Origin of the sequence: Mycobacterium sp. ELW1 (assembly GCF_008329905.1) — a bacterium.
In the GTDB taxonomy this organism is placed as follows: Bacteria; Actinomycetota; Actinomycetes; order Mycobacteriales; family Mycobacteriaceae; genus Mycobacterium.
Genome location: NZ_CP032156.1, coordinates 22,933 through 47,487 on the forward strand (window position 1 = coordinate 22,933; position 24,555 = coordinate 47,487).

General features: G+C 65.7%; 21 protein-coding genes, 1 pseudogene and 1 riboswitch. Of the genes and pseudogenes, 11 read left to right on the forward strand and 11 right to left on the reverse strand.

Translation table 11 applies throughout. The features are described from left to right. Positions 1-9: 9 nt before the first annotated feature. From cobT to D3H54_RS30085, 6 genes are all read right to left on the reverse strand, one after another. Entirely contained in the window at positions 10-1,092 is a 1,083-nt protein-coding gene (gene cobT / locus D3H54_RS30060) for a nicotinate-nucleotide--dimethylbenzimidazole phosphoribosyltransferase (RefSeq protein ID WP_149383856.1), read from the reverse strand. Then, positions 1,089-1,856, reverse strand: a complete 768-nt coding sequence (locus D3H54_RS30065) for a CbtA family protein (RefSeq protein WP_286199372.1) — start codon at positions 1,854-1,856, stop codon at positions 1,089-1,091. The genes cobT and D3H54_RS30065 overlap by 4 nt, the downstream gene beginning before the upstream one ends. Before the next feature lie 154 nt (positions 1,857-2,010). Further along, positions 2,011-2,232: a CbtB domain-containing protein gene (locus D3H54_RS30070; protein ID WP_149383858.1), complete on the reverse strand. Its 222-nt coding sequence runs from the start codon at positions 2,230-2,232 to the stop codon at positions 2,011-2,013. A 146-nt stretch (positions 2,233-2,378) separates the two neighbouring features. After that, positions 2,379-4,835 carry a bifunctional hydrogenobyrinic acid a,c-diamide synthase/histidinol phosphate aminotransferase CobBC gene (gene cobBC, locus D3H54_RS30075; RefSeq protein ID WP_149383859.1) on the reverse strand — a complete coding sequence of 819 codons (2,457 nt, stop codon included), beginning with the start codon at positions 4,833-4,835 and terminating at the stop codon, positions 2,379-2,381. Next, positions 4,829-5,443 (reverse strand): cob(I)yrinic acid a,c-diamide adenosyltransferase, encoded by a 615-nt coding sequence (gene cobO, locus D3H54_RS30080; protein ID WP_149383860.1) that lies wholly within the window; start codon positions 5,441-5,443, stop codon positions 4,829-4,831. The genes cobBC and cobO overlap by 7 nt, the downstream gene beginning before the upstream one ends. Beyond that, the gene (locus tag D3H54_RS30085) at positions 5,443-7,428 is read right to left on the reverse strand and encodes a magnesium chelatase subunit D family protein (protein ID WP_149383861.1); all 1,986 of its coding nucleotides are present in this window, start codon (positions 7,426-7,428) and stop codon (positions 5,443-5,445) included. The genes cobO and D3H54_RS30085 overlap by 1 nt, the downstream gene beginning before the upstream one ends. A gap of 27 nt (positions 7,429-7,455) precedes the next feature. Next, positions 7,456-7,624, reverse strand: a riboswitch (cobalamin riboswitch). A 231-nt stretch (positions 7,625-7,855) separates the two neighbouring features. Between D3H54_RS30085 and D3H54_RS30090 the strand changes: the two are divergent. Beyond that, positions 7,856-8,299: pseudogene (locus D3H54_RS30090) on the forward strand (IS110 family transposase); the annotation flags it as partial. Between the two features lie 84 nt (positions 8,300-8,383). Then, complete coding sequence (gene cbiE / locus D3H54_RS30095; RefSeq protein ID WP_149383862.1) at positions 8,384-9,601, forward strand: precorrin-6y C5,15-methyltransferase (decarboxylating) subunit CbiE; 1,218 nt, start codon at positions 8,384-8,386, stop codon at positions 9,599-9,601. Here cbiE and bluB read toward each other — a convergent pair. The 4 genes from bluB to D3H54_RS30115 are packed head-to-tail and all read right to left on the reverse strand — an operon-like array spanning position 9,586 to position 13,260. Further along, on the reverse strand, positions 9,586-10,257 hold the full coding sequence (gene bluB, locus D3H54_RS30100; protein WP_149383863.1) for a 5,6-dimethylbenzimidazole synthase: 672 nt from the start codon (positions 10,255-10,257) through the stop codon (positions 9,586-9,588). The two genes, cbiE and bluB, sit on opposite strands and share 16 nt — an antisense overlap. Next, positions 10,254-11,057, reverse strand: a complete 804-nt coding sequence (locus D3H54_RS30105) for a cobalt-precorrin-4/precorrin-4 C(11)-methyltransferase (RefSeq protein WP_286199373.1) — start codon at positions 11,055-11,057, stop codon at positions 10,254-10,256. The genes bluB and D3H54_RS30105 overlap by 4 nt, the downstream gene beginning before the upstream one ends. Continuing rightward, the gene (locus D3H54_RS30110) at positions 11,054-12,580 is read right to left on the reverse strand and encodes a precorrin-2 C(20)-methyltransferase (RefSeq protein ID WP_149383865.1); all 1,527 of its coding nucleotides are present in this window, start codon (positions 12,578-12,580) and stop codon (positions 11,054-11,056) included. The genes D3H54_RS30105 and D3H54_RS30110 overlap by 4 nt, the downstream gene beginning before the upstream one ends. Continuing rightward, complete coding sequence (locus D3H54_RS30115; RefSeq protein ID WP_149383866.1) at positions 12,577-13,260, reverse strand: precorrin-8X methylmutase; 684 nt, start codon at positions 13,258-13,260, stop codon at positions 12,577-12,579. Before D3H54_RS30115 ends, D3H54_RS30110 begins: the two co-directional genes overlap by 4 nt. A gap of 1,032 nt (positions 13,261-14,292) precedes the next feature. On the opposite strand from D3H54_RS30115, the gene D3H54_RS30120 reads away from it, so the two are divergent. The 9 genes from D3H54_RS30120 to D3H54_RS30155 all read left to right on the forward strand — a co-directional run bounded on the left by D3H54_RS30120 (position 14,293) and on the right by D3H54_RS30155 (position 22,903). Next, a complete protein-coding gene (locus D3H54_RS30120; RefSeq protein ID WP_149383867.1) occupies positions 14,293-15,504 on the forward strand; it encodes an acetyl-CoA C-acetyltransferase in 1,212 nt (403 codons plus the stop codon). A 3-nt stretch (positions 15,505-15,507) separates the two neighbouring features. After that, on the forward strand, positions 15,508-16,083 hold the full coding sequence (locus D3H54_RS30125; RefSeq protein ID WP_149383868.1) for a cob(I)yrinic acid a,c-diamide adenosyltransferase: 576 nt from the start codon (positions 15,508-15,510) through the stop codon (positions 16,081-16,083). Then, positions 16,080-17,246 (forward strand): uroporphyrinogen-III C-methyltransferase, encoded by a 1,167-nt coding sequence (gene cobA, locus D3H54_RS30130; protein WP_278219874.1) that lies wholly within the window; start codon positions 16,080-16,082, stop codon positions 17,244-17,246. The genes D3H54_RS30125 and cobA overlap by 4 nt, the downstream gene beginning before the upstream one ends. A 252-nt stretch (positions 17,247-17,498) precedes the next feature. After that, positions 17,499-17,927, forward strand: a complete 429-nt coding sequence (locus D3H54_RS30135) for a cobalamin B12-binding domain-containing protein (protein ID WP_149383869.1) — start codon at positions 17,499-17,501, stop codon at positions 17,925-17,927. Positions 17,928-17,935: 8 nt separating this feature from the next. Continuing rightward, positions 17,936-19,345, forward strand: coding sequence for a phenylacetate--CoA ligase family protein (locus D3H54_RS30140; RefSeq protein WP_149383989.1), 1,410 nt, complete (start codon positions 17,936-17,938; stop codon positions 19,343-19,345). 17 nt (positions 19,346-19,362) lie between these two features. Continuing rightward, positions 19,363-20,031 (forward strand): methylmalonyl Co-A mutase-associated GTPase MeaB, encoded by a 669-nt coding sequence (gene meaB, locus D3H54_RS30145; protein ID WP_286199374.1) that lies wholly within the window; start codon positions 19,363-19,365, stop codon positions 20,029-20,031. Beyond that, the gene (locus D3H54_RS32025; RefSeq protein ID WP_286199383.1) at positions 20,028-20,330 is read left to right on the forward strand and encodes a hypothetical protein; all 303 of its coding nucleotides are present in this window, start codon (positions 20,028-20,030) and stop codon (positions 20,328-20,330) included. The genes meaB and D3H54_RS32025 overlap by 4 nt, the downstream gene beginning before the upstream one ends. Further along, positions 20,327-22,054, forward strand: coding sequence for a methylmalonyl-CoA mutase family protein (locus D3H54_RS30150; RefSeq protein WP_149383870.1), 1,728 nt, complete (start codon positions 20,327-20,329; stop codon positions 22,052-22,054). The genes D3H54_RS32025 and D3H54_RS30150 overlap by 4 nt, the downstream gene beginning before the upstream one ends. Before the next feature lie 96 nt (positions 22,055-22,150). Continuing rightward, positions 22,151-22,903: a FadR/GntR family transcriptional regulator gene (locus tag D3H54_RS30155; protein WP_168215131.1), complete on the forward strand. Its 753-nt coding sequence runs from the start codon at positions 22,151-22,153 to the stop codon at positions 22,901-22,903. 580 nt (positions 22,904-23,483) lie between these two features. Here the strand turns inward: D3H54_RS30155 and ilvC are convergent. Continuing rightward, positions 23,484-24,512, reverse strand: coding sequence for a ketol-acid reductoisomerase (gene ilvC, locus D3H54_RS30160; protein ID WP_149383872.1), 1,029 nt, complete (start codon positions 24,510-24,512; stop codon positions 23,484-23,486). Positions 24,513-24,555: the final 43 nt, after the last annotated feature.

Here is a 24,555-nt window from a genome sequence, read left to right on the forward strand (position 1 = left end):
CTGCGCAGACTAGGGCATTAGGTCATCGAGCGCCGCTGTGCTGATGATCAGCGCGGCCGCACTTCGCAGCACCGGAACTGCGGCGACGGCACCCGAGCCCTCGCCCAGGCGCATTTCGAGGTCCAGTATGGGGACGAGCCCGAGTTTGTCCAAGGCCAAACTCTGCGCCGGTTCGGTGGAACGATGCCCCGCAACGCACCAGGCCGCAAAGCCAGCCGCGATTCGATCTGCGGTGAGTGCACACACGACGGCCATCAGGCCGTCGAGTAATACCGGGACGCCGAGCCGTGCCGCTGTGAGCAGATAGCCGGTGGATGCGGCCAGGTCGGCGCTGCCAAGGCCTGCCAAGGCTTCAATCGGATCGTTGACTCGGTCGCCGCAACGCTTGAGCGCCGAATCCACGACCTCGACCTTGTGCTCGAGCATTGCGTCGTCGATTCCTGTACCGCGGCCGACCACTTCGCTGGCGGGTACGCCGAGGCCGGCGGCCACCAGAGCCGCGGCGCTGGTGGTGTTACCGATGCCCAGATCCCCGCTGATGAGCAGCTGCGCACCAGCGTCCACCTCCTCATGTGCGACGCGGACACCAGCCGTGACTGCGGCCTCGACCTCGCCACGCGTCAGCGCGTCCTCTAGATGAATGGCGCGGCTGCTGCGGCGGATCTTGTACACCTGCAACGCCTTTCGTTCTTTGTCAGGCAGATCGGCGAAATCGTCGTCCACACCCAGGTCCAGAACGCGGACCGCCACGCCATGGGCAGCAGACAGCGAGTTGATGCCTAATCGGCCGCCGAGCGCGGCGCGCACAGTGATCCCCGTGATCGAGGACGGAAAGGCCGAAACGCCGTGCGCGACAACCCCGTGGTCACCGGCAAAGATGACCAGCCGGACATTGGTCAGCTGTCTCGGCGGTACCTGGTTCTGCACCCCAGCAAGCCATACCGCGACGTCCCCCAGCCGGCCTAGGGCCCCTGGCGGGGTCGCGAGGCCGGCTAAGCGTTTGGCCGCTGCGGCAACGACTTTCGGCGACGGTGGGGGGATCGGTTGGCGCAGTGCATCGATATCGAGCCGCCGGTCGTCCCGCCCGCTCATAACAAGGCCGCAAGCTTGCGTCGGGCGACCTCGGCCTGTACCTGCCGGTCCAAACGTCCGGTCAAACCGGCGAGACAGAAGCCGAGCACACCCCACAGTGCGATCTGGGTGATCAATGAGGCGCGCCGAAAGCCCCAGAGGATGTCGGCTGGGAAGTCGCCAACTGGCGTCGCGCCCGGCGATAACAGAGCGGCGACGACGATCACGATTGCGTAGGCCGCGGCTCCTGCGAGAGCCCCCACGAAGCCGCTGATTCGTGCGGCGATACGCACGCCCAGCACGACGGCTCCGGCGGCACCGACGAGCGACAAAGCAATCAGGCCGAAATAGGCGCCGGTTCGGACATCGACGTTGGCCGCGTCGCCCACGGCGGGCGGGTTTGCGGGGTAGACGAGGAACGGCACGAGGCCCAGTGCGACGAAGCCGGCAGCTGCCACGACCCCCGTCGACTGAGGGGCGGTGAGCCGTCGCCCGAGCCTGCCGTACGCGAAAGCCGCTGCTAAACCGGTCAATCCGCCCAGGGTGACGCTGAGTGTCAGCGAGGCACTCAGCAGGCCCCAGGTGCGCTGGGTGTCGCGGGACACGACGGCTTGTTCTTCTTCGTCGCCGTGGCTGTGCGGGTGGGCCGCAGCGCCGTGGGTGTGAACGCCACCGGCGGCGCCTTCCTCTACAGCGATGGCGGCGTCTACGTAAGGCTCACCGGCGAGGTAGGACACGGCGAAGACAGCAAAGCCGGCGACGAGTCCGGCGAGCAATCCCCGCATGAGAAAGTCGCGGGCTGTGGCGAAGGGAGTTTGAGTGGGCATGGCAATCCTAGGTGTCAACAAGCACCAAGGAACCCTTGCGGCGCCTTGGAACCGGGATTCGGGCTATCGGGGCACAACCGACACGGCGAGTGATGTGGTCAATTACACGGTGTTAGTGGCAGGGGAAACCGAGCAGGTGGCGTCCGTCGTGGAACCACTCGTGAAGTTCCGATCCTGCAGGAAGTGCCGCCGACCCCGGGTAGGCGGCAACGAAGAAGAGTGCCAGCGATGCCAGCAGCCCGAACAGAATCGCCCACGGGACGATCTTGTTGAACGGAATCGGCGCCAGCTCGAGAGTGCCGGGGAGTGCGGTCGCGGAAACGGCGTGTGCCATGGTGTCCTCCTGCAGGGAAAGCTGCGTCCCTGGACTAATGGGGTTTGATGATCGGCCTCTGGGTCTGACTTCACCGCCGTCTAGGGGTGTCACAGTAGCGCGACTGTGCCGGATTCACACCGGCTTCCTCGGGTCCCGCATTGAGCTTAGACCATCGACGCGGCGATGGGCAGTCCGGGCTGCGCAGCGCGCACCCGATCAAGCGCCGTCAGCAATCGTTGGTTGGTCTGGTCGTCACGCACCGCGATTCGCACCCAGGCGGGATCCAGACCGATAAACGTGTCGGCCCGCCGCACGGCGATGCCTTGCTCGCGCAGGGCGGAATGGACGCCGACACCTACCCGAGCGAGTACGAACGGTGCGTGTCCCGACACAAAGGGAATGCCGCGTTTCGTGAGTGCCTCTTCGAATGTAGTGCGCCAGTTGACAAGCTGCTGCGCGCGGCGCTCACCCTCGGTGTGGCCGCGCTCCGCTGTGCATTCGATCATCGCGGCGATCGCGAGCGTCGACACCGACCATGGCAGTTGGTGTTTGGCGGCATCGGCGACCAGCGTGGGGTCCCCGAGGAGATAGCCGGCCCTGACCCCGGGAATCGACCAGTGCTTCGTGAGGCTGCGTGTCACCAGGAGTCCCTCCGCGCGTTGGCTTGCCACGCTCTCGGGCTGGCCTGGGACCGCATCGAGGAACGCCTCGTCGACGAGGACGACGCGACCTGGCCGCAGCAGCCGCAGGATCGTCTGAGCGGGATGCAGAACTCCGGTGGGGTTCGTCGGATTGCCGATGACGACCAGATCGGCGTCGTTCGGCACCGCCTCGGGGTGCAGTGCGAAACCGTCGTCGTCACGGCACGACACCGTTGTGACGATGTGGCCTGCATCGACCAAGGCTGCGTGGGGTCCGCTGAACTGCGGGTGGACGACCACCGCGTGCCGCCAGCTGCGCAAGCTGGCGACAAGCGCGAACGCCTCGGTGGCTCCCGCCGTCGGCAGAACCTCGTGAGGCGGTCGGCCGTGGCGCTCGGCGATCGCCGCACGCGCCGCCCTGGCGTCGGGGTAGGCGGTGGCATCGTCGAGCGCGTTCCGCAGGGCTGTGTTTAGCCAGTCTGGTCTTGGTCCCGCGTACACGTTGACCGCGAAGTCCAATAGGCCGGGGGCGGTCTCGGCGTCGCCGTGGTGACGCAGCGGGTCCTCGGCAGGCTCGGTCAATTCATCCGGCGGCATGCAACTGGTGCGGCGACCCCCATCGCTGGCGGCAGCGTATCGGTGCACGGCGTTTGCGAAGCGTTGGGCCAGCAGCGGATAGCCGGCCCATTGGACGTGCAGATACGAGGCGTGCAACGTCGGGCCGGCGAAACCGTCCGGGCCGGCGGACACGTCCCACGCGGGCGTGACTCCGGCCGCGGGAGTGGTTCGGGTGCGGTGGAATTCGTGACCGGTGATGCGCTCGCCCGTCCTGGCGAGCAGGGAGTCGGCGGGCGCAACGGCGGTTCGATAACCCAGGGTGAGCTCCTTAGTCATGGCGGCGGTCGCGCCCAGCGCTCCGATCATCGGCATGTTGTCCAGGGAGGCGCAGAGATAGGTCAGACCTGCACATTCGGCGACCGTTGGCATTCCGGCGGTGATCGCCGCGCGCAGGTGGTTGATCAACTCCACGTTGCGGGCCAGCTCGGCGGCGTGCACTTCGGGAAAGCCGCCGCCGAGGTAGAGCCCTGAGGTGGCCACCGGAAGCGATTTGTCGGTCAGCGGGTCGAAGTCGACGACGTCGCAGCCCGCCGCGCGTAGCAGCTCTTCGGCTTCGACGTAGCGGAACGTGAAGGCACGGCCACCGGCCATCGCAACGCGCGGTCTGGCCGCTGACGGTGCGGCAATCTCGGCGGCCGGATCCCAACGTCGGCCGTCCAGAGTTTTTGCCCTTCGGGCGATTTCGACGACCAGGTCGACATCGACGTGTTCGGCGATGAATGTCGCCAGACGGGTGAGCGTCGCAGCGGATTCGGCCCGTTCGGCGGCGGGCACGAGCCCGAGGTGGCGGGACGGTGTTTCGACGCACGCGTCGCGCGGGAGGACGCCGAGAACCGGAACACCGGTGCGCACCATGGCGTCGCGGACCTCATCAGCATGCCGCGTGCTGGCGGCCTTGTTCAGGATCACCCCCGCGATGTGCAGCGATGGATCGAAAGTGGCCAGTCCCGCGACGACCGCCGCGTGGGTACGCGAGGCGTGGGAGATGTCGATCACGAGCACGATCGGCGACGACGTGAGACGTGCGACGTGAGCGGTCGAGGCTTCGCCGGCGCCGCCCAGTCGCCCGTCGAACAAGCCCATGACGCCCTCGATGACTGCGACGTCGGCGCCGGCTGCACCGTGCAGAAGCAAAGGGACGATGCGTTTGTCGCCAACCAGGAACGGGTCGAGATTGCGGCCAGGCCGGCCCGTAGCCATCGCATGATAGCCGGGATCGATGTAATCGGGGCCGACCTTGTGTCCCGATACGTCCAATCCGCGTGCCGACAGCGCTGCCATCAGCCCCGTCGCCACCGTCGTCTTGCCATGTCCGGAAGCCGGTGCCGCGACCGCGATGCGAGGCAGCGTCGTGGCTACCATTCGATACCCCGCTGTCCCTTCTGAGCGCAGTCCATGGGGTGCTTGACCTTTCCCATGTCGGTGACCAGGTCGGCGAGTTCGGTCAGCCGCGGATCGGCTCGACGGCCGGTGATGATGACGTGCTGGCGGCCGGGACGGTGTGCCAAGGCGTCGATGACGTCCTGGACGTCGACCCAGCCCCAGGCCATCGGGTAGGTGAACTCGTCGAGGACGTACAAATCATGGGTTTCGGCGGCAAGCCGCCGCTTGATCTCGGACCACCCCTCGGCAGCCGCTGCGGCATGGTCGGCTTCGCTGCCCGCCTTGCGGCTCCACGACCAGCCTGACCCCATTTTGTGCCACTCGACTGGTCCGCCCTCGCCTGTCTGGGAATTCAGCGAGCCGAGGCGCTCGAGCGCTGTCTGCTCTCCGATACGCCACTTCGCGGACTTGACGAACTGGAAGACCCCGATCCGGAAGCCTTGGCTCCATCCGCGAAGCGCGAGTCCGAATGCGGCGGTGGACTTACCCTTGCCGTCGCCGGTGTGCACGATGACGAGCGCTCGGTTACGTCGCTGCCGGGTGGTCAGGTTGTCACCGGGGATAGCGACCGGTCGTCCTTGTGGCATCAGGCCGCCTCACCTTGGACGGCATCGCGCACGATATCAACGAGGGCGTCCGCGCTGACCTCGACGAGCGGAACGTGGTCGGCGCCCATGTGTTGGGCGAGCGTCGCGGCCAATCCCATCCGCATCCGCCCGCTCTCGCAATCGACGACCACCGCGGCGACGCCCTGACCGGCGAGCATGGCGCCCGCCTGATGCGCTCGACCGACGGCGTCAGGCCCAGCTGTCGCGCGACCGTCTGTGATGACGACCAGCAGCGGGCGCCGACCCGGGTCACGCAGCCGCTCGCGGCGGACGACGTCGGCGGCCGTGAGCAGGCCCTCGGCCAGCGGGGTGCGACCACCAGCGGGTAGCTCGTCGAGTCGCCTGGCCGCGGCTTCGACCGACCGGGTCGGCGGCAAGGCGACATCGGCTACTTCGTCGCGGAACGTCACCACCCCGATAGTGTCTCGTCGCTGGTATGCATCGAGCAGAAGGGACAGAATCGCCGTCTTCACTCGACGCATGCGCTCCCTGGCAGCCATGGATCCAGAGACGTCAACGACGAACAGCACCAGGTTGGCCTCACGACCTTCCCGCACGGCCCGACGCAAGTCCTCCGAGGCAAGGATGAGTCGGCCAACGTTGCGGCCACGCGCGCGTTGCCGTGGGGCGGCGACCCGAATTGTTTCGCTCAGGTGAATGCTCGCGCCTGCGCTGGCAGGCGGCGATGCACCGATGCGGCGTCCCGCCGTCGTCCGCGCCCTGCTGCGGCGACCAGCCTGTCCGTCGCCAACGCCGGCGACAGTGAGCAGCCGGGCCCGGTACGGCTGTCCGGCCCCGACCGGCCCCGCCTCCCCATGGCTGGACGCTGCTGACCCTCCACATTCGGGACGCTGCGCAGAAATCTCACCGGAATCCTCGGCGCTTTCATCGCCGCCGGGCCCGTCGGGATCGGGATCGTCTCCTCCCGAAGGTTCGCGAGGAAGCAGGTTGTCCAGCTCGGCCTCGTCAAGGCCCGGAGCGTCGAACGGGTTGCGTCGCCGTCGGTGTGGAAGTGCGAGCCGCACGGCCGCCCGTAGATCGTCGATGGTCACGTCGTCGCGGCCATGCCAGGCCGCATGGGCGATAGCCGTTCTTGCGGTGACGATGTCAGCGCGCATGCCGTCGACGCCAAATGCCGAGCACACCTCGGCAACCTTGAGCAGAAGCTGCGGGCTGAGTGCTATGCTCGCAATCCGCCTCTGCGCCCGTTGAATTCGCTCCCGCAAGTCATTCTCGCTATCGACGTAGAGCGCGCGGAACGCCGCGGGGTCGTCGTCATACGCAAGTCGACGCCGCACCACCTCGGCGCGCTGCGCGGGATCGCGGGGAGCCGCCACCTCCACGGTGAGTCCGAAGCGATCGAGCAGCTGAGGGCGGAGCTCGCCCTCTTCCGGATTCATGGTTCCCACAATCACGAACCGTGCTGCGTGAGTCACTGATATGCCCTCGCGCTCGACGGTCAGCCGACCCATCGCCGCGGCGTCAAGCAGGAGATCCACGAGGTGGTCTGGGAGCAGGTTCACCTCGTCGACGTAGAGGATTCCGCGGTGTGCCTTGGCCAGCAGACCCGGCTCGAAGTCGATGGCACCGTCACTGAGCGCACGTTCGAGGTGGATCGAACCCGCGACGCGGTCCTCGGTCGCTCCAACCGGCAGTTCGACGAGGCGCACAGGACGTGTCTCGACGGCGGCGTCCGGCCCAAATGGTCCATCGGGGGAGAGGGGTTGCGGCTCAACGGGATCCGACGAGAAGCGGTCCCCGACGATGACGTCGATCGGAGGCAGGATGTCGGCAAGTGCGCGCACCAGTGTCGATTTGGCAGTGCCTTTCTCGCCTCGGATGAGCACCCCGCCGATGCCCGGCGCGATAGCGCTCAGTACAAGCGCGAGGGCCATGTCGTCGAGTCCTTCGGGTGCGTCGGCATCACCGCCCAGCACGGCGGGAAACGGGAACTGCTGCAGCATGAGAGGCTCCGCTCCTGATTGCCAACAGATGTTGGGGCACGCGAGGCCGGTATTCGGACTGACCGGGTGCGGCTCCCTGTCGGGAGCGGCCGCGGATCACCGTAGCGGGCCTGTGCCGGAATCTCACCGGCTTCCCTCGTTCCCCTGCGCCTCACCAACGGTTCGGCGCGCGGGCACCTCGTATCCCTACGCTAGCATCGCCTCAGTGTCAGGGTGAGGGCTGCCGCTTGTTGCGGCGGTTGGATCCCGATCACCTGGTGTCTGGCTCTCAGCATCGCTGCCGCCTTCGGGTTGCCGTTCATGGGTTTTTCGGCATCCGGTGTGACGGACCTGCCGGCGTGACTATATGAGAGCGTGGCATCGCCCCACTGAGATGCATCCGGGGGTCGGCCCAACGTCACCTCACAGTGAATGGAGGCAAACCGCCATGGTTGTTGTTGGAGCGGATGTGCACGAGTCGCACCCACGCCTTCGTCGATGTCGTCGACGAGGCGGGTCGCAAGCTCGGCGAGAAGACCGTCACAGCGGTCAGCGGCGGGCATGCCGAGGCGGTAAGCGGGCCCGCGAGCGTTTCGGCGTCGACGTAATCTGGGCGATCGACGTCTGCCGGCATGTGTCGCGCCTGGAACGCGACCTGTTCGCCGTGGGTCAGACGGTTGTGCGGGTGCTGCCGAAATTGATGGCTCAGGCTCGGGCCTCGGCGCGCACCCGGGGCAAGTCCGATCCGATCGAAGCGCTGACGGTCGCTCGTGGTTTCCTGCGCGAGCCCGATCTGCCGGTGGCCTCTGTCGATAAGGTGTCGCGTGATCTCAAGCTTCTGGTGGATCGTCGCGAAGACCCTGTGGCACAACGGACTGCGACGATCAACCAGCGTTGTCTTCGGCCACCTGCACACCGACCACGACAACCGTTAACAGCTTTGCCAAATGGCAGCAGCTTGACATGGTAGAAACCCATGCCGCCCGTTGACGTGCGTCTGACAGTCGTCGGTATCGGCGCGGATGGCTGGGCGGGACTGACCGATGCCACCCGCGCCGAGGTGTTGGACGCCGACGTCGTCATTGGAGCCCCGCGTCAACTGGGACTGCTCCCCGAATCGAACCTCCAGCAGCGGCGGACGTGGCCGACGCCGTTGCGTCCTTCGTTGCCGGGGTGGCTTGAGGAATTCTCCGGACAGCGGATCGCCGTTCTGGCGTCAGGAGATCCAATGGTCAGTGGAATCGGCAGCACACTCGTCGAGGTGCTCGGCGCCGATCGGGTGCGGGTGATACCGCACGTGTCCTCCGCGTCGCTGGCCCGCGCGCGGCTGGGCTGGTCGGCCGAGTCGACCGTCGTGGTGAGCGTCGTGGGGCGTGACCCCCATGCGGTACTTCGTGAGCTGGCCCCGGGACGACGTGTGCTGGTGCTGTCAAGCAATGAGCACACACCAGCGGCGTTGGCTCAGTTGCTCGTCGACCATGGGTACGGCTCCAGCCGCATGATCCTTCTCGGTGACCTCGGAAGTGCTTCCGAGACACGAACGGACACAAAACCTTCCGCGTTTGCGGCTGTCCCTTCGCGACTGCACGTCGTGGCGCTGGAGCTCGCGGGTTCATTAACTGCGGGGTGGGCGCCGGGGCTGCCGGATGGCCTGTACGAACACGATGGCCAGCTCACCAAGCGCGATATCCGCGCCGCGGCAATCGCACGCTTGATGCCGACGCCGGGTCAACTGCTGTGGGACGTCGGCGCCGGTGCCGGCTCGATCGGCATCGAGTGGATGCGCGCTCACCCGACGTGTCGGACGATCGCGATCGAAACGAACGACGCCCGCGCGGAGCGAATCAGCCGCAACGCACGCCGCCTCGGGGTGCCCACCCTCGAGGTCGTCCACGGCAGCGCACCCGAGGCGTTGGCAGGCTTGCCCGAGCCTGACGCCGTATTCATCGGCGGAGGGGCAACGCGACCCGGGGTTCTTTACACCTGTTTGGATGCACTGCGTCCCGGCTCGCGGCTCGTGGTGCATGGGGTGACGGTGGAGACCGAGGTGCTGCTTGCCGGCGCCTACCGCGAACACGGCGGCGAACTCGTCCGGATCCACGTCGAGCACGTCGCGCCGGTGGGGAGCTTCACTTGTTGGACGCCCGCCCGGACAGTGACTCAGTGGGCGTTCACCGCTCAGCGAGGCGTGTAGCGCTCCTCGTGCACCACTGACTGCAGCGTCGAGCGGTCCCGCCAGCCGTAGCGTTCCAGATCGGGAACGTCGGGCAGTTCGGCGACGCAACCGACGCACAGCCATGCCACCGGGCGCACATGGTCGGGCATGCCCACCAGTGACCGAAGGAATGGTTCGCGGTAGAACGAGACCCATCCGACGCCGAGCCCCTCGGCCGTCGCCGCGAGCCACAGGTTCTGGATGGCGCACACCACCGAGTAGAGGCCGGCGTCGTCAATCGCATGACGGCCAAGAACTTTCGGCCCTCCGCGGGTCGAGTCGTAGCCGACGACGATTCCGAGCCGCGATTCGCAGATGCCCTCGATCTTGATACGCGAGAACTTTTCGGCCCGCTCGCCGGTCAGCATGCGGGCAAAGGCGTCGCGCTCCTGGGTCACGTGGTTGCGAAAGCTGACCAGCGTCCGCGGCGACCGAACCACGACGAAGTCCCACGGTTGAGACATGCCCACGGACGGTGCGGCGTGAGCGGCCATCAGAATGCGTTCGAGTACGTCGGGTGCCACCGGCGCGCCGGTGAACTCCCTGCGGGTGTCACGGCGCCGGAAAATGGTGCCGTAGAGATCGCGCACAGTGCCCACGTTTGGAGTTCCGAAAGCCTTCTTCGTGGTGATCATCTGGGCCCTCCGACGTGCGTGGCAGAGCGGTCGCGTTCGGGGTCGTAGAGGTAGCTTTCCCCAGCGAGCGGATCGAGGCGCTCGGTGAGCGCGCGACCGATGAGTATCACGGCGGCCTGGCGCCAACCGGCCGACTCGACCTGATCGGCGATGTCGGCAACAGTGCCGCGCAGGGCTCGTTCGCCGGGCTGTGACGCGCGGTAGACGACGACGGCGGGACACTTCGCGCCGTAGGTCGGCTCAAGCCGGGCCATGAGTTCGCGGGTGCGGGTGATCGCCAGGTGCAACACCAACGTCGCCCCCGTGGCGGCGAACGCGTCCAGCGACTCAGACTCCGGCATGGCGGTGGACTGATGTTGGACACGGGTGAGCACCACCGATTGCGCGACCAGAGGGACGGTGAGTTCGCGGCCGACCCGGGCAGCCGCTGCGGCATAGGCCGCTACACCGGGCACCACCTGCCATGGCACGGCCGCCGCGTCGAGCCGCCTGGCCTGTTCGGACAACGCGCTGTAGAGCGACGGATCCCCGGAAACCAGCCGCACTACTCGCAGACCGGCTCGGTGGCCTTCGATGACGCGGGTCGCGATGGCGTCGAGGTCGAGGTTCTGAGTGTCGACGAAGTCGGCTGTCGGAGAGCAGCTCTCGAGCACGTCGGAATCGAGATAGGTGCCGGGATAGAGGACGATATCGGCTGCTCGTAGCAACCGCGTGGCGCGCACAGTAAGCAGGTCTGCAGCGCCAGGCCCCGCACCGACGAAGTAAACGTCCAGGTCAGCATTCGATGGTTCGGAACTCACCGAACCCACCTCGGCGTCCACACTCTTCCCGATGACGTCACGCGTGTGGCCGACGAGCCAACGAGGAGAAGACATTTCATGTCGATCGTGTCGGTATCGAGTTCGCCGAGGGTGGTGAGGGTCAGCGATTCCTCGGCTCGCCCGACGTCGCGGCCCACCACGACGACGGTGTCCGCGCAGCGGTGTTCGAGCAGGACCTTCCTGGCCACCGCGATCTGATCGGGCCGGGTACGAGAGGCCGGGTTGTAGATCGCCAGCACCAGATCGGCGTCGGCGACGGCCCGCAGACGGGCATCGATCACAGACCAGGGCTTCAGCCGGTCGGACAAGCTCATGACGGCGAAGTCCGCGCCGATCGGTGCGCCCGCTCGCGCGGCCACCGCCTGCACGGCAGACACGCCGGGCAGAACGCGAATCGGCACGTGGTTGAAGCGCTCGTCCTGCGCCACTTCGAAAACCGCTGCAGCCATGCCGAATACCCCGGCGTCACCACCGGAGACGACCGCGACGCGCTCGCCCCTGCTGGCGAGTTCGAGGGCATGGCGCGCGCGGTCGACCTCGACAGTGTTTCCGGAGGCATGGCGCTGCAGGCCCTCGCGCTGCGGAACGCGCGCGACGTACGGGGCGTAGCCCACGACATGCGCGACGTCTGAGAGTGCGACCATCGCTTCGGGAGTGAGCCATCCTTCCGGTCCGGGACCGAGCCCGACGACGAGGAGTTCCGCGGCATTGACGGACGGTTCAACTGAAGCGGCGGCCTCCACGCCGGGGATTCGTGAGCGTCGTCCATTCAGAGAATCACCGTTGACGACGATGAGTGACAGGTAGGGCACCGAATTCTCGGCGACGTCGGCCACTGGCATCCAGCGTTGCTCCGGGTGGCTCGCCCGCTCGACGTAGAGCGCGTGGGAGAGCCGTCCTGCGGCCGCGAGTGCCCGGCGTACCGCAGGGAACGTGCGGCCGAGTTTCATGATGATGGCACCGTCGGTGTCCGCGAGCCGGCGAGCTAGTTCTGCTTCGGGCAGGGTGCCGGGCAGCACGGTGAGCACGTCGGACTGTCGAACAAGCGGCGAGGCGGTAGCGGCGGTAGCGGCAGCGAACGCCGGTAGACCGGGGACCACCTCGGTCCGATAGCGCGCGCTGAGGCGATCGTGCATGTACATGTAGGAGCCGTAGAACAGCGGGTCCCCTTCGGCGAGGAGCGCAACGGTTCGACCGGCGTCTAGATGGGCGGCCAAACGCGCAGCGGAATGTTCGTAGAAGTCGGCGAGCGCCCCCGCGTAGCCACCGGGATGGTTGGTGGTGCCCGTCGTGATCGGGTAGCGCAGTTCCTCTTCGAGCACACCGCTACCGATGAGCCCGGCCGCGATGCTTCGCGCGTACGACTGCTTGTTCACGCCGGCGTGGTACGCGACGACATCTGCCTCACGGATGACTCGCGCGCCCTTGAGAGTGATCAACTCGGGATCGCCTGGGCCCAGCCCCACACCATAGAACCGGCCTGGAGTCACGGAACTGGTCATTCGGCCTCCGAAGCCAACGCGTTGACCGCGGACGACGTGATCGCGGATCCTCCGCGCCGACCCCGGATCGTCACGTAGGGGATGTCGACGTCGTACCGGGCGGCAAGCGCGATCAAGGCCTCCTTCGACTCCTTCGCCCCGATAAATCCTACGGGGCAGCCGACGATCGCCGAGGGGCATGGGGCGCCGTCGAGGATCATCTCGAGCAGGTGGAACAGCGCTGTGGGAGCGTTGCCAATCGCGACGACGGCGCCGTCGAGGTAGGGCTCCCAGAGCGAGACGGCGGCTGCGGTTCGTGTCGTCGCCCAATGGCGTGCAAGGTCGGGGACGCGCTCGTCGCGAAGTAGGCAATGGACAGTGTTGCCTGCGGGGAGCCGGCTGGCTGTGATGCCGGTAGCCACCATGAAGGCGTCGCACAGAATCGGCGCTCCTTCGTCGAGCGCCGCCCGCGCCACCGGCACGAGGTCGGGGTGGATCACGAGGTCGTCGACGAGGTCCGGCTGCCCGGATCCGTGGATCATGCGCACGGCGAGTTTCTCGGCCGCGGGCGGGATCGTCGACAGGTCCGAGTCGCGACGGATCGTCGCGAACGACTCGGCGTAGATCGCGGCGCCGTTATCCAAGTACTCGTAGCGGCGTGAGGGCCGGGTCGGCTGCCAGTGTCGAGCGGTTGTGGACATGAATGCGCCTCCGAGGCTAGGGGAACGACGACGCCATGCCAGGGCGTCACGATGAGATGGCCGCCTTCCCCGCATTTGGCGAGCAGCGAGCTGGCGAACTCGGGTGTGAATACGCTCGTCGGGTACGTAGACGTGGGTGCTGCCCCTTACATCGCCGTACTGCAGCGACGCTGCGGGGACGCGCATCCGCGGGTCGGCCGGGACCTGTGCGGCCAACGGCGCGTCCAAATTCACGCACCTGTCATGGAGGGCCCGGTCCGGCTCCGCCTGCGGCGAGGTCTCACGCCAGTGTGGCGAGCCGCGCCGCCGCCGTGTAGAGGGCCATGACGCTGGCACAGCGGTCGCGACGCTTGGCTGGCGTTCGTTGTGGTCCAGCGCGGTGAGGCCCAAATCCGGTGCCGGTAGCCCGGGTTCGGTTAGCCGACCGGGCAGATCTTCACTGCCGTCGTCGAGAGTGAAAAGAAATCGTCCTGGCAGTTGCCCGGAGTCGGGGTCGGAGCACAGCATAACCTCGAGTTGCCGCACGGTGGGCCGAAGGTTCGCCCGCGCGCCCACGATCCCGGTCATTGGGGAGACCAGGACGTTACGCACTCGGTCATGGATCCAGGAGGGTAGAAGCCCGGTGGATTCAATTGGCCAAAAGAGGGCCGCTGGCAATCGGTCGCCGTCCGCGGGCGGTCCCCAGAGCCCGATGTCGGCGCCGGTGGTCAAGTGCACATCGCCGTCGCCGAACATCGCGCTCGCCCCGAGCAGTCGCGCGAGCGACGCGGTAGGCAGTGAGCCGCGCGGAAGCTGCGCACGCACCGAAAGCCCATCATCGGCAGGCCACGGCCGCAGCCCGCTCGGGCACGTATCGGCGAGTTCGCGTCGCGTGACATGGCGGGAGGCCCGAGTATGCGACGAAGTGGCACTCATCGTCATTCCTCCTCGAACATTGCGCGCATCACCCTAGCGCAATTATGGTAGAACCACATAGTGGTCAATCCCCGTCCTGAGACGGTGTGCCGTGAAACGAAAGCAGGAAGGTCGCAAATGACGACGTCGGTGATCGTTGCTGGAGCGCGCACGCCAATCGGCAAATTGATGGGTTCACTGAAGGATTTCTCGGGTAGTGACCTGGGGGCCGTCGCGATTGCAGGTGCGCTGGACAAGGCTAAGATCCCGGCGTCGGCCGTCGACTGCGTCATCATGGGGCAGGTCCTGACCGCCGGTGCTGGGCAGATGCCCGCCAGGCAGGCTGCGGTTGCCGCGGGCATCGGCTGGGATGTGCCCTCGCTGACCATCAACAAGATGTGCCTGTCCGGAATCGATGCCATTGCGCTGGCCGATCAGTTGATACGCGCGGGCGAGTTCGAGGTCGTGGTCGCCGGCGGCCAGGAGTCGATGACCAAGGCGCCCCACTTGCTCATGGACAGCCGCGCCGGGTACAAGTACGGCGACGTCACCGTTCTCGATCACCTGGCCTACGACGGTCTGCACGACGTCTTCACCGATCAGCCGATGGGTGCGCTGACCGAACAGCGCAACGACGCCGACCAGTTCACCCGGGCCGAGCAGGACGAGTTTGCGGCACGTTCGCACCAAAAGGCCGCTGCGGCATGGAAGGACGGGGTCTTCGCCAACGAGGTCGTGCCGGTGAAGATCCCGCAGCGCAAGGGTGACCCGATCGAGTTCACCGAGGACGAGGGCATCCGCGCCAATACCACCGCCGAGTCCCTGGCCGGACTCAAGCCGGCGTTCCGCAAGGACGGCACCATCACGGCAGGCTCGGCGTCGCAGATCTCCGACGGCGCGGCAGCAGTCGTCGTGATGAGCAAGGAGAAGGCCCAGGAGATGGGGCTGACCTGGTTGTGCGAGATCGGCGCTCACGGTGTGGTGGCGGGCCCTGATTCGACCCTGCAGTCACAGCCGGCCAACGCCATCAAGAAGGCCATTGCCCGCGAGGGCATTTCGGTCGACCAGCTGGACGTCATCGAGATCAACGAGGCGTTCTCCGCGGTGGCGCTCGCATCGATGAAAGAGCTCGGCGTCGACCCGGAGAAGGTCAACGTCAACGGCGGCGCGATCGCCGTCGGGCATCCGATCGGCATGTCCGGCGCCCGGATCACCCTGCACGCCGCCCTTGAGCTGGCACGACGCCGTGGCGAGCGAAGCAACGGGAAGAAACAGGGTTCCGGTTACGCGGTGGCGGCGCTGTGCGGCGCCGGGGGCCAAGGCGACGCCCTGGTTCTACGGGTGAGGTGACCCATGGTGAACCTCACCCGCATATACACCCGCACCGGTGACGCCGGCACGACAAGGCTGGGCGACTTGAGCGAGACGTCGAAGCTCGACCTCCGTCTCGAGGCGTACGCAACCGTCGACGAAGCCAATGCGCACATCGGGGTGGCACTCGCCGTCGGTGAGGTCGAGAACGATGTCGCGGCGGTGCTGATCCACGTGCAGAACGACCTATTCGACGTCGGTGCCGACCTCAGCACACCCATGGTGCCCAATCCCAAGCACCCTTCACTACGCGTCACCCAGGAGTATGTCGACCGGCTCGAGCAGTGGTGCGACCACTACAACGGTGAACTGGACCCGCTGCGGTCTTTCATTCTCAACGGCGGGTCATTGACCGCCGCCCACTTGCACGTCGCTCGCACCGTCGTCCGCCGCGCAGAGCGCGCGGCCTGGCATGCCTACGGCGAATATGCGGACAGTATGAACCGACTGACGCTGACGTACCTGAATCGACTGTCCGACTTGCTGTTCATCTTCGCGCGATACAGCAACCGGGAGTACGGCGATGTCCTGTGGGTGCCGGGGGGCGCTCGGTCATGAGCTTGTTCGAGGATTCGATGCAATACGACGCGGACTTTCGTCCCACGCTCGACGTGACGGGCCGCGCGGTTGTCGTGTTCGGAGGCGGCGGTGTCGCATTGCGTCATGTCGCCGCGCTTACACAGGCCGGTGCGTGCGTGACGGTTGTCAGCCGAGCCGCAGGCGCGTCCATTGTCGATCTGGCCGCTCGCGGTGTGATCACCTGGCACCAGCGGGATTTCAATCAGCATGACGTCGATGTCGCCCTGCACGAGGCGTGGTTGGTCGTCGCAGCTACGGGACAGACAGGCGCCGACGCTGACATCGCCGCGGCCTGCGAGGCGCATCGCATCTGGTGTCTTCACGATCGGCAGCGGAGCCGCGAGAGCTCAGCAGCTGGCCGGGTGATCCTCGTCGGCGGCGGCCCGGGCGACCCGGGCTTGCTCACCATCGCCGGCCTGCAGGCGCTGCACGCCGCCGACATCGTCGTGACGGACCGGCTTGCTCCACTTTCGGTGCTCGCCGAGCTCGATCCGGCGGTCGAGGTAATCGACGTGGGCAAAATCCCATTCGGTAAGGCCACAGCACAGCAAGAGGTGAACCGTATTCTCATCGAAGGCGCTCAAGCGGGCAAGACCGTCGTCAGGCTGAAGGGCGGCGACAGCTTCCTGTTCGGGCGAGGCGGTGAGGAATTGCTGGCCTGCGCCTCGGCCGCCGTCGACCTGTCGGTCATTCCGGGTGTCACGTCCGCGCTGGCGGTGCCTGCGCTCGCGGGAATTCCGATCACGCATCGTGGGGTCACACAGGGTGTCACGGTGGTCTCGGGCCACGTTCCGCCCGGCGACCCGACGTCGACCGTCGACTACGAAGCGCTCGCCCGCTCGGGCACCACGTTGGTGTTTCTCATGGCCGTAACGACCCTCTCGGCGATAACGTCGGCCTTGCTCGCACATGGACTCGCCCCGGCGACGCCGGCCGCCACTATCGCCAATGGAACTCTGCCCCAACAACATTCGCTGCGTGGGACGCTCGCGGACATCGCCCAGCGCGTGGCTGCGGCCGACATTACTCCGCCAGCGATCACCGTGATCGGAGCAGTCGCGGCGTTGGACGTGACTGCTCCCCGGCCGGGCGCCGAGCGACCGCCCGCAACTGCGTTGAGTCCGGCGCTCAGCAGCCGCTGACCGGCGGCGACGTCACATCACCACGTCCCGCGGTCCGTGAGCGGACAGCCCCGACGATAACACTGTGCTGATCGCTCGCGATGCGAACCGATCCTCGCTGTCGTCATACCACATGCTCGATACCGTTCTGGGCCAACGGTGACGCCTGACGAAGTGGCGGCGCTTGTGCGACCGTATGGCATACGGGTGTTGCGCGCCCCCGCTGCCTCATCTATGGTCTAACCACAGTTTGGTCATCCCACAGAATAGGCAATGTCAATGAACCAACCGTCGACGCTTCCCGTCCGCGTAATGCTCGCCAAGATCGGGCTCGACGGACACGACCGGGGAGTCAAGGTCGTGGCGCGCACCCTGCGCGACGCGGGTATGGAGGTCATTTACACCGGGCTGCATCGCAGCCCCGCGCAGGTCATCGAGGCGGCCACCCAGGAAGACGTCGACGTGCTCGGCGTCAGCCTGCTGTCGGGGGCACACATGCCGATCTTCACCAAAATCTTCGAGATCCTCGAGGGAATGGAGGAGAAGCCGCGGTTCAGCATCGTCGCCGGTGGTGTGATGCCCGACGAAGACGAGATTGAACTGCAGAAGATGGGAGTTGCCGCGGTGCTCGGCCAGGACACCACGCCCGAGAAGATCGTCGAAACCATCATGGCCTGCGCTCGCGTGGAAGCCAATTCCTGATGGCGGAGATGGAATCGTGGGAGTGGCCGCCCCGCTATGACGCGGACTATCGGCCCCCACTCGGGCAAGCGCACTGGTTCCCAGTCCGCGAAACCATGGACCCGGAGCTACGCGATGAGGCGATCCTCGAGCGCATCCGACAATTGATGGCGTACGCATGGGAGCGCGCCCCCTTTTACCGCAAGAAGTGGTCGCAGGCGGGTCTGGAGCCAGGCGACATCACCTCGCTGGAGGCCTTCGAGCACGTTCCGGTGATCAGGAAGGAAGAGCTTCGGCTCGATCAGGCGGAGTACCAGCCTTACGGCAGCTACCTATGCGTCGACCCCATTGACGTCACACACATCAAAGGCACCTCGGGCACGACCGGCCGACCGACCACCTTCGGTATCAACCAGCTCGACTGGGTCTCGGTCGCCAATGCCCACGCCCGGGTCATGTGGGCTATGGGCATCCGCCCAGAGGACGTGATGCTGATCGGCTCACCGCTGACTCAGTACTGGGGGTCGTGGGGGGCCTATAGCGGCGCCGAGCGACTCGGCGCCGCAGTGTTCCCGTTCGGAGCCGGCGTCGCCGGACAGAGCCTGCGGACGCTGCAGTGGATGCGCCAAATGTCGGCGACAGTCTTCTACGGCACCCCGTCATACGCGTTGCGTCTCGCAGAGGTCGCCGTCGAGAACGACATTGACCCGCGCAGGCTGGGGCTGCGCAAAATGTTCTTCTCAGGTGAGCCCGGCGCGAGCGTGCCCGCCATCCGGCAGCGCATCATCGACGCCTTCGACGTCGAGGTGTACGACTCGGGCAGCATGGCCGAGGTCGCGCCATGGATGTCGCTCGGTGCCGCGTCGAACGAACCCGGCGTGTTCACCTGGCAGGACCTCGTATACACCGAAGTCTGCGACCCGGCAACCACGAAGCGCGTTCCGTATGGCAGCGAGGGAACGCCCGTCTACACCACACTCGAGCGCACCTCGCAGCCGATGATCCGGCTGCTATCCAATGACCTGACGCGCTGGGAAGCACCTGACGCCTCCCGCGGTCGGACGTACCCGTTCCTGCCGAAGGGCGTCTACGGCCGCATCGACGACATGTTCCAGATACGCGGCGAGAACATCCAACCGAGCGCGATCGACGACGTGGTGATGAGCGCCGAGGGCTACGGCGGTGAGCACCGCATCGTCATCACCCGCGAGGGCACGATGGACGAGCTGCTGGTGCAGGTCGAATTCGATGCCCAACGTACGACCGTGACCCAAGACATATGGGTGAAGAAGGTGGGCGCGAACCTGCGGACCGTATTGGGTGTCGGCGCCAAGGTGGTCGCCGTCGCCCCAGCGACGTTCGAGCGCACCGACTTCAAGGCCCGGCGCGTGATCGACGACCGCAAGCTCTTCGACTCGCTCGAGAAAGAAGCGCAGTGATTGCCACCGCGTCACCCGTGACCGACCTCGCCGACCGCATCCGCGCGGGCTCCCATGTTTCCCTCGCTCGCGGACTCACTCTCGTCGAGAGTCGCTCCGGCGTCGCCACGGAACTGCTGGCGGAGATCTGGAAGGACAGCGGGCGCGCACACGTCGTCGGCGTCACTGGCCCCGCCGGTAGTGGCAAGAGCACTCTGGTCACCCAGATGGGGCACGAGTACGTCGAGCGGGGCGCCAAAGTGGCGATCCTGGCCGTCGACCCATCTAGCGCGTATTCGGGGGGCGCGATCCTCGGTGACCGCATCCGAATGACCGAACTCGCCGGACGCGAGAACGTCTTCATCAGGTCCATGGCGTCGCGCGGCGCCACCGGCGGGCTGTCCCGGGCCGTCCTCGACGGCATCGTGTTGTTGGACGCCGCGGGCTATGACGTGGTCATTCTCGAAACCGTCGGCGTGGGTCAGTCAGAAGTCGACGTGATCAGTGTTGCCCACTCCGTGCTGGTGGTCAGCGTCCCTGGGCTCGGCGACGACATTCAGGCGATCAAAGCGGGCCTCATCGAGATCGCCGACATCCACGTCGTCAACAAAGCCGACCGCCCGGGTGCCGACCTGACGGTCAAACAGCTGCGAGAGTCGATCCGGTTGGCCCACCGGCAGGGGGGGATTGGAACGTCCCGATTCTGAAGACGACGGCAGCCACAGGCGACGGAGTCGCTGAGCTCCTCGACGAAACCGCCAAGCACCGGGGTTGGATGACCGAACACGGCGCCCTGCGTGAGGTCGAGCGCCGCAACGCGGCGACCCGAATCCGCTGGGCGGCAGAGGCAATCATCGCTGAACGCCTGCGCCCAGGCCATCGTGACTTCGACGTCGCCGTCGATGCCCTGATCGCCCGTGACGAAGAACCCCGACAAGCCGCAGCCAGGCTGCTGACCGCCATGGCCGTAAACCCAACCCGCATCAATGGAAGAAGACCACTATGACGACCGAGTACACCGAAACCCACGCCACCCCTGAGGAACTGCGCCTTGTCACCGACGCGCTGTTCAGCCGCGCCGAGGCCGATCTCGAAGAATGGGAAAACAACGAACTCGCCGACTTCGTCAAGCGCGCTCCCGAGTCGCAGGAGAACTATCTCAGCGGTGCGGGGATGCCCGTCAAGCGCGTATACGGACCGCAGGATCTACCCGAGAATTGGGGCGAGATTGGTCTACCGGGCCAGTATCCCTATACCCGCGGCCCGTATCCAACGATGTACCGCGGGCGTAAGTGGACGATGCGCCAGATCGCCGGTTTCGGTCAGGCCGAGGAGACGAACAAGCGCTTCCAGTATCTGATCGCGCAGGGCCAGACCGGTCTGTCCGTGGATTTCGACATGCCTACCCTCATGGGCCTGGACAGTGACGACGAGATGAGCCTCGGCGAAGTCGGCCGCGAGGGTGTGGCGATCGACGTGCTGCCGGACATGGCAGCCCTGTTCGACGGTATCGACCTGGAGAACATCTCAGTCTCGATGACGATCAACCCCTCGGCGTGGATCCTGCTTGCGATGTACATCGCAGTCGCCGAAGACCGGGGCATGGACCTGAACAAGCTGTCCGGCACGATTCAGAACGATATCCTCAAAGAGTATGTGGCACAAAAGGAATGGATCTTCCCGGTCCGCCCTAGCATGCGCATCGTGCGGGATTGCATCGCTTACGGCTCCCAGCATCTGGCGCGCTACAACCCCGTCAATATCAGCGGCTACCACATCAGTGAGGCCGGTGGTAGCGCAGTGCAGGAGGTCGCCTTCACGATGGCCATCACCAAGGCCTACGTGGAGGACGTCGTAGCAGCAGGAATCGATGTCGACGACTTCGCTTCGCGATTGTCGTTTTTCTTCGTCTCACAGGCCGACATGTTCGAGGAGGTGGCAAAATTCCGAGCAGTTCGAAGGTACTACGCAAAGATGATGAAGGAACACTTCGGGGCCAAAAAGCCGAACTCGATGCGGTTGCGCTTTCACGCCCAGACTGCGGCGGCGACACTGACTAAGCCGCAACCGATGGTGAACATCGTGCGCACCGCGATCCAGGCGCTATCGGCGGTTCTCGGCGGCGCCCAATCGATTCACACGAACGGATTGGACGAGGCCTACACGATCCCTAGCGAGATGGCGATGAAACTCGCCCTTCGCACCCAGCAGATCATCGCTGACGAGACCAACATCCCGAACGTGATCGACCCGCTGGGCGGCTCCTATTACGTGGAGGCGCTGACCAACCAGATCGAGGACGGCATCCAGGCCTACATGGACAAGGTCGAAGCCATAGGCGGAGTAGTTGCCGCCATCGAGCAGGGGTTCTTCCAAAAGGAGATTTCCGATACTGCCTACGACTACGCCAGGCGTAAGGCCAGCGGTGATCGACCGGTGATCGGTGTCAACAAGTACGTTGACGAGCAGGAGGACCAAAAGATCGAAGTCCACAAGCTCGATCCGGAATCCGAAGCCCGCCAGATCACCCGCCTAAAGCAGGTGCGCGCTGACAGGGACCCTGAGCGGGCTAGGGCCGCGATGAACACGCTCCTGACCGCCGCCCGCGACGAGGCCGTAAACCTGATGCCCGCGACCATCGAAGCGGTGCGCGCCCATTTGTCGATGGGAGAGATCACTGGAGCGCTGCGTGAGGTCTTCGGCAGCTACCAGGAGACACCGGTGTTCTGAGGTCGGCAAGCTGCGGTAGTGCGCGGCATACGGATGAACCACGATGTGGTCGGTACAGTCATCTCCTATACGAGCCTGCGGAATAAGGACAGAAGGGTGAAGGTGCCGAAGCCAGCGCCACCTGAGTGGAAGCCGCTCTCCCGCATGCGCACGCATGAGCAGGTGGTCGCGGAGATCGAAAACCGCCTCGACAACGGAAGCTTGAAACCAGGCGACCGCTTGCCGCCGGAACGACAGCTGGCCGAGGCACTCGGGGTGAGTCGGGGCGCCGTCCGCGAGGCGCTGCGCATCTTGGAGGCAATCGGCGTGGTGGAGGCCGGAACCGGTTCGGGTCCCTCCTCCGGTTCGGTGATTGTCAAGGACAGCACGGCGGGTATGGGCATGGTGCTTCGTATTCACCTCCAGCTGGCGTCCTTCACGCCCGACGACCTGGTGGAAACTCGGCTCATGCTGGAACGGTTGGCGTGCCGGAAGGCCGCTGGCGTCGCATCCGTCGGTGACATCGCCAACCTCCGTACGCTCATCACACAGATGCGGGGCACTCACACCACAGCAAGCTACAACGATCTGGACGCTGCGTTGCACGTCGAAATCGCGCAGATCTCAGGCAATGGTCTAGCCTCCGCACTCATGGCGGCGCTACGTGAGGCGCTGCGACAGGCGATGGTGTCGGCCTTCGAACGACTCGAGGATCCAGCCAGCATGATGGAAACCTTGACAAACGAGCATGAGGCGATCATCGACGCGATTGCCGCGGGTGAGGGTGATTCTGCGGCCGACCTGGTCGCAGAGCATATCCTCAATTTTTACCGTGCTGTTGGCGTCAGCGACCCCGAGTGGGCGGACTGAAGGCGCCCCACCGGCCAATTACGCGTGACGCCGACGCAGATTCCACGCGACGGTCGGGCCATCGCGTAGAAACGGAGATCGAGCGGGACCGGTGGACTTCAGTGATTTGAGCCCCGCCGGCGGCTGACCGGCGACGCAGCGAGTTCGCGGTCCCAGTTCAGTGGCCATCGGGTGATGGCCAGAACCGCAACCAAGAACTCTTCAAATGTGGCGAATGCAACGTGCACGAGCCCCGGCTGTGTCCAATAAATCTCGCCATTCCACGGAGCGGTCGTGCTGACGATGAACTTCTGCTTGGTCGGTGAATCTGCGTGGGCACGGATATAAGGCGCCCTGCTTGACCGAGGGGCCGTCGTCGTCGCTGCGGTTGCGGCTGATGTGTCCAGCTCCCATTTTGTAGCAGTAAGGAAGGCACAGCAGAACGTCTCAACGGAGCGGAATCGGAACCGCGGCTTGCCCGCGCGCGTTCGGTATAGCTCGCCGGTCCATGGTGCCTCAGCGGCGATGACGAACTTGTCGACAGTGTTTCCGGCCACAGCCTGCTGGGCGCCGGAGGAATCACCAGACGACGGGTTCATGTCTACCCGCGAGCCGCGGTTCCGCGGTAGTCCGCGTCGCGCTGCTGGATCCATCCCATCAGCGACCGCAGCTCCCGCCCGGTCGCCTCAATCTGATGCTTCAAGCCTTGTTCCCGCAGAGAATGGAACTCGGGTGCGCCCAGGTCTTGGTCATCGATGAACCGTTTGGCAAAGGTCCCGTCCACAATGTCTGCCAGGACCGCCCTCATGTTGTCCTTCACGTCTGGCGTTATCACCCGCGGCCCTGACACGTAGTCGCCGAATTCGGCGGTGTCGGAGCAGGACCACCGTTGCTTGGCGATACCACCTTCGTACATCAGGTCGACGATCAGCTTGAGTTCGTGCAGGCATTCGAAGTAGGCCACCTCAGGCTGATAGCCCGCTTCGACCAAGGTCTCGAAGCCGTACATCACCAATTGGGATGCGCCGCCGCACAGCACCGACTGCTCGCCAAACAGGTCTGTCTCGGTCTCCTCAGCGAAAGTGGTCTTGATGCCGCCGGCTCGCAATCCGCCTATCGCCTTGGCATATGACAACGCAAGTGGCCAGGCGTGGCCCGACGAGTCGCTCTCGACGGCGACGAGCACCGGAACGCCGCGGCCGCTTTCGTACTCGCGCCGCAGTAGGTGTCCGGGTGCCTTCGGGGCGACCAGGAACATGTCGATGCCCTCGGGTACGGTGATATATCCGAACCGAACGTTGAATCCGTGGCCGAAAACCAGGGCGTTACCAGGGCGGAGACCAGGGGCTATCGTCTCGGCGTACAAACCACGGGCGCGCTGATCGGGAACGAGCATGACGATCACCTCGGCCTCGGCGGCCGCCTCTGCCGGAGTGAGTACCCGAAATCCCCTCGCCAGGGCCTTCTCGCGGCTGGACGATTCTGGTAGCAGGCCAATGCAGACGTCGACCCCGCTGTCGCGTAGCGAAAGCGCTTGGGCGTGGCCCTGACTTCCATAGCCGATGACCGCGACCTTTTTCTTCCGAATCAGAGCCAGGTCGGCATCATCGTCGTAGAACATCTTCGCCACTGCTACTCCTGTATTTACGTCAACTGCAACTACGTCGCATCGT

Coding starts and splice junctions, on each gene's coding strand:
- cobBC (WP_149383859.1), bottom strand. CDS start 4,835: ATGGTAGCCACGACGCTGCCTCGCATCGCGGTCGCGGCACCGGCTTCC.
- D3H54_RS30115 (WP_149383866.1), bottom strand. CDS start 13,260: ATGTCCACAACCGCTCGACACTGGCAGCCGACCCGGCCCTCACGCCGC.
- D3H54_RS30110 (WP_149383865.1), bottom strand. CDS start 12,580: ATGACCAGTTCCGTGACTCCAGGCCGGTTCTATGGTGTGGGGCTGGGC.
- D3H54_RS30140 (WP_149383989.1), top strand. CDS start 17,936: ATGGAATCGTGGGAGTGGCCGCCCCGCTATGACGCGGACTATCGGCCC.
- D3H54_RS30125 (WP_149383868.1), top strand. CDS start 15,508: ATGGTGAACCTCACCCGCATATACACCCGCACCGGTGACGCCGGCACG.
- D3H54_RS30150 (WP_149383870.1), top strand. CDS start 20,327: ATGACGACCGAGTACACCGAAACCCACGCCACCCCTGAGGAACTGCGC.
- D3H54_RS30135 (WP_149383869.1), top strand. CDS start 17,499: ATGTCAATGAACCAACCGTCGACGCTTCCCGTCCGCGTAATGCTCGCC.
- cobA (WP_278219874.1), top strand. CDS start 16,080: ATGAGCTTGTTCGAGGATTCGATGCAATACGACGCGGACTTTCGTCCC.
- bluB (WP_149383863.1), bottom strand. CDS start 10,257: ATGATCACCACGAAGAAGGCTTTCGGAACTCCAAACGTGGGCACTGTG.
- D3H54_RS30065 (WP_286199372.1), bottom strand. CDS start 1,856: ATGCGGGGATTGCTCGCCGGACTCGTCGCCGGCTTTGCTGTCTTCGCC.
- D3H54_RS30085 (WP_149383861.1), bottom strand. CDS start 7,428: ATGCTGCAGCAGTTCCCGTTTCCCGCCGTGCTGGGCGGTGATGCCGAC.
- cobT (WP_149383856.1), bottom strand. CDS start 1,092: ATGAGCGGGCGGGACGACCGGCGGCTCGATATCGATGCACTGCGCCAA.
- cobO (WP_149383860.1), bottom strand. CDS start 5,443: ATGCCACAAGGACGACCGGTCGCTATCCCCGGTGACAACCTGACCACC.
- D3H54_RS30120 (WP_149383867.1), top strand. CDS start 14,293: ATGACGACGTCGGTGATCGTTGCTGGAGCGCGCACGCCAATCGGCAAA.
- cbiE (WP_149383862.1), top strand. CDS start 8,384: ATGCCGCCCGTTGACGTGCGTCTGACAGTCGTCGGTATCGGCGCGGAT.
- D3H54_RS30070 (WP_149383858.1), bottom strand. CDS start 2,232: ATGGCACACGCCGTTTCCGCGACCGCACTCCCCGGCACTCTCGAGCTG.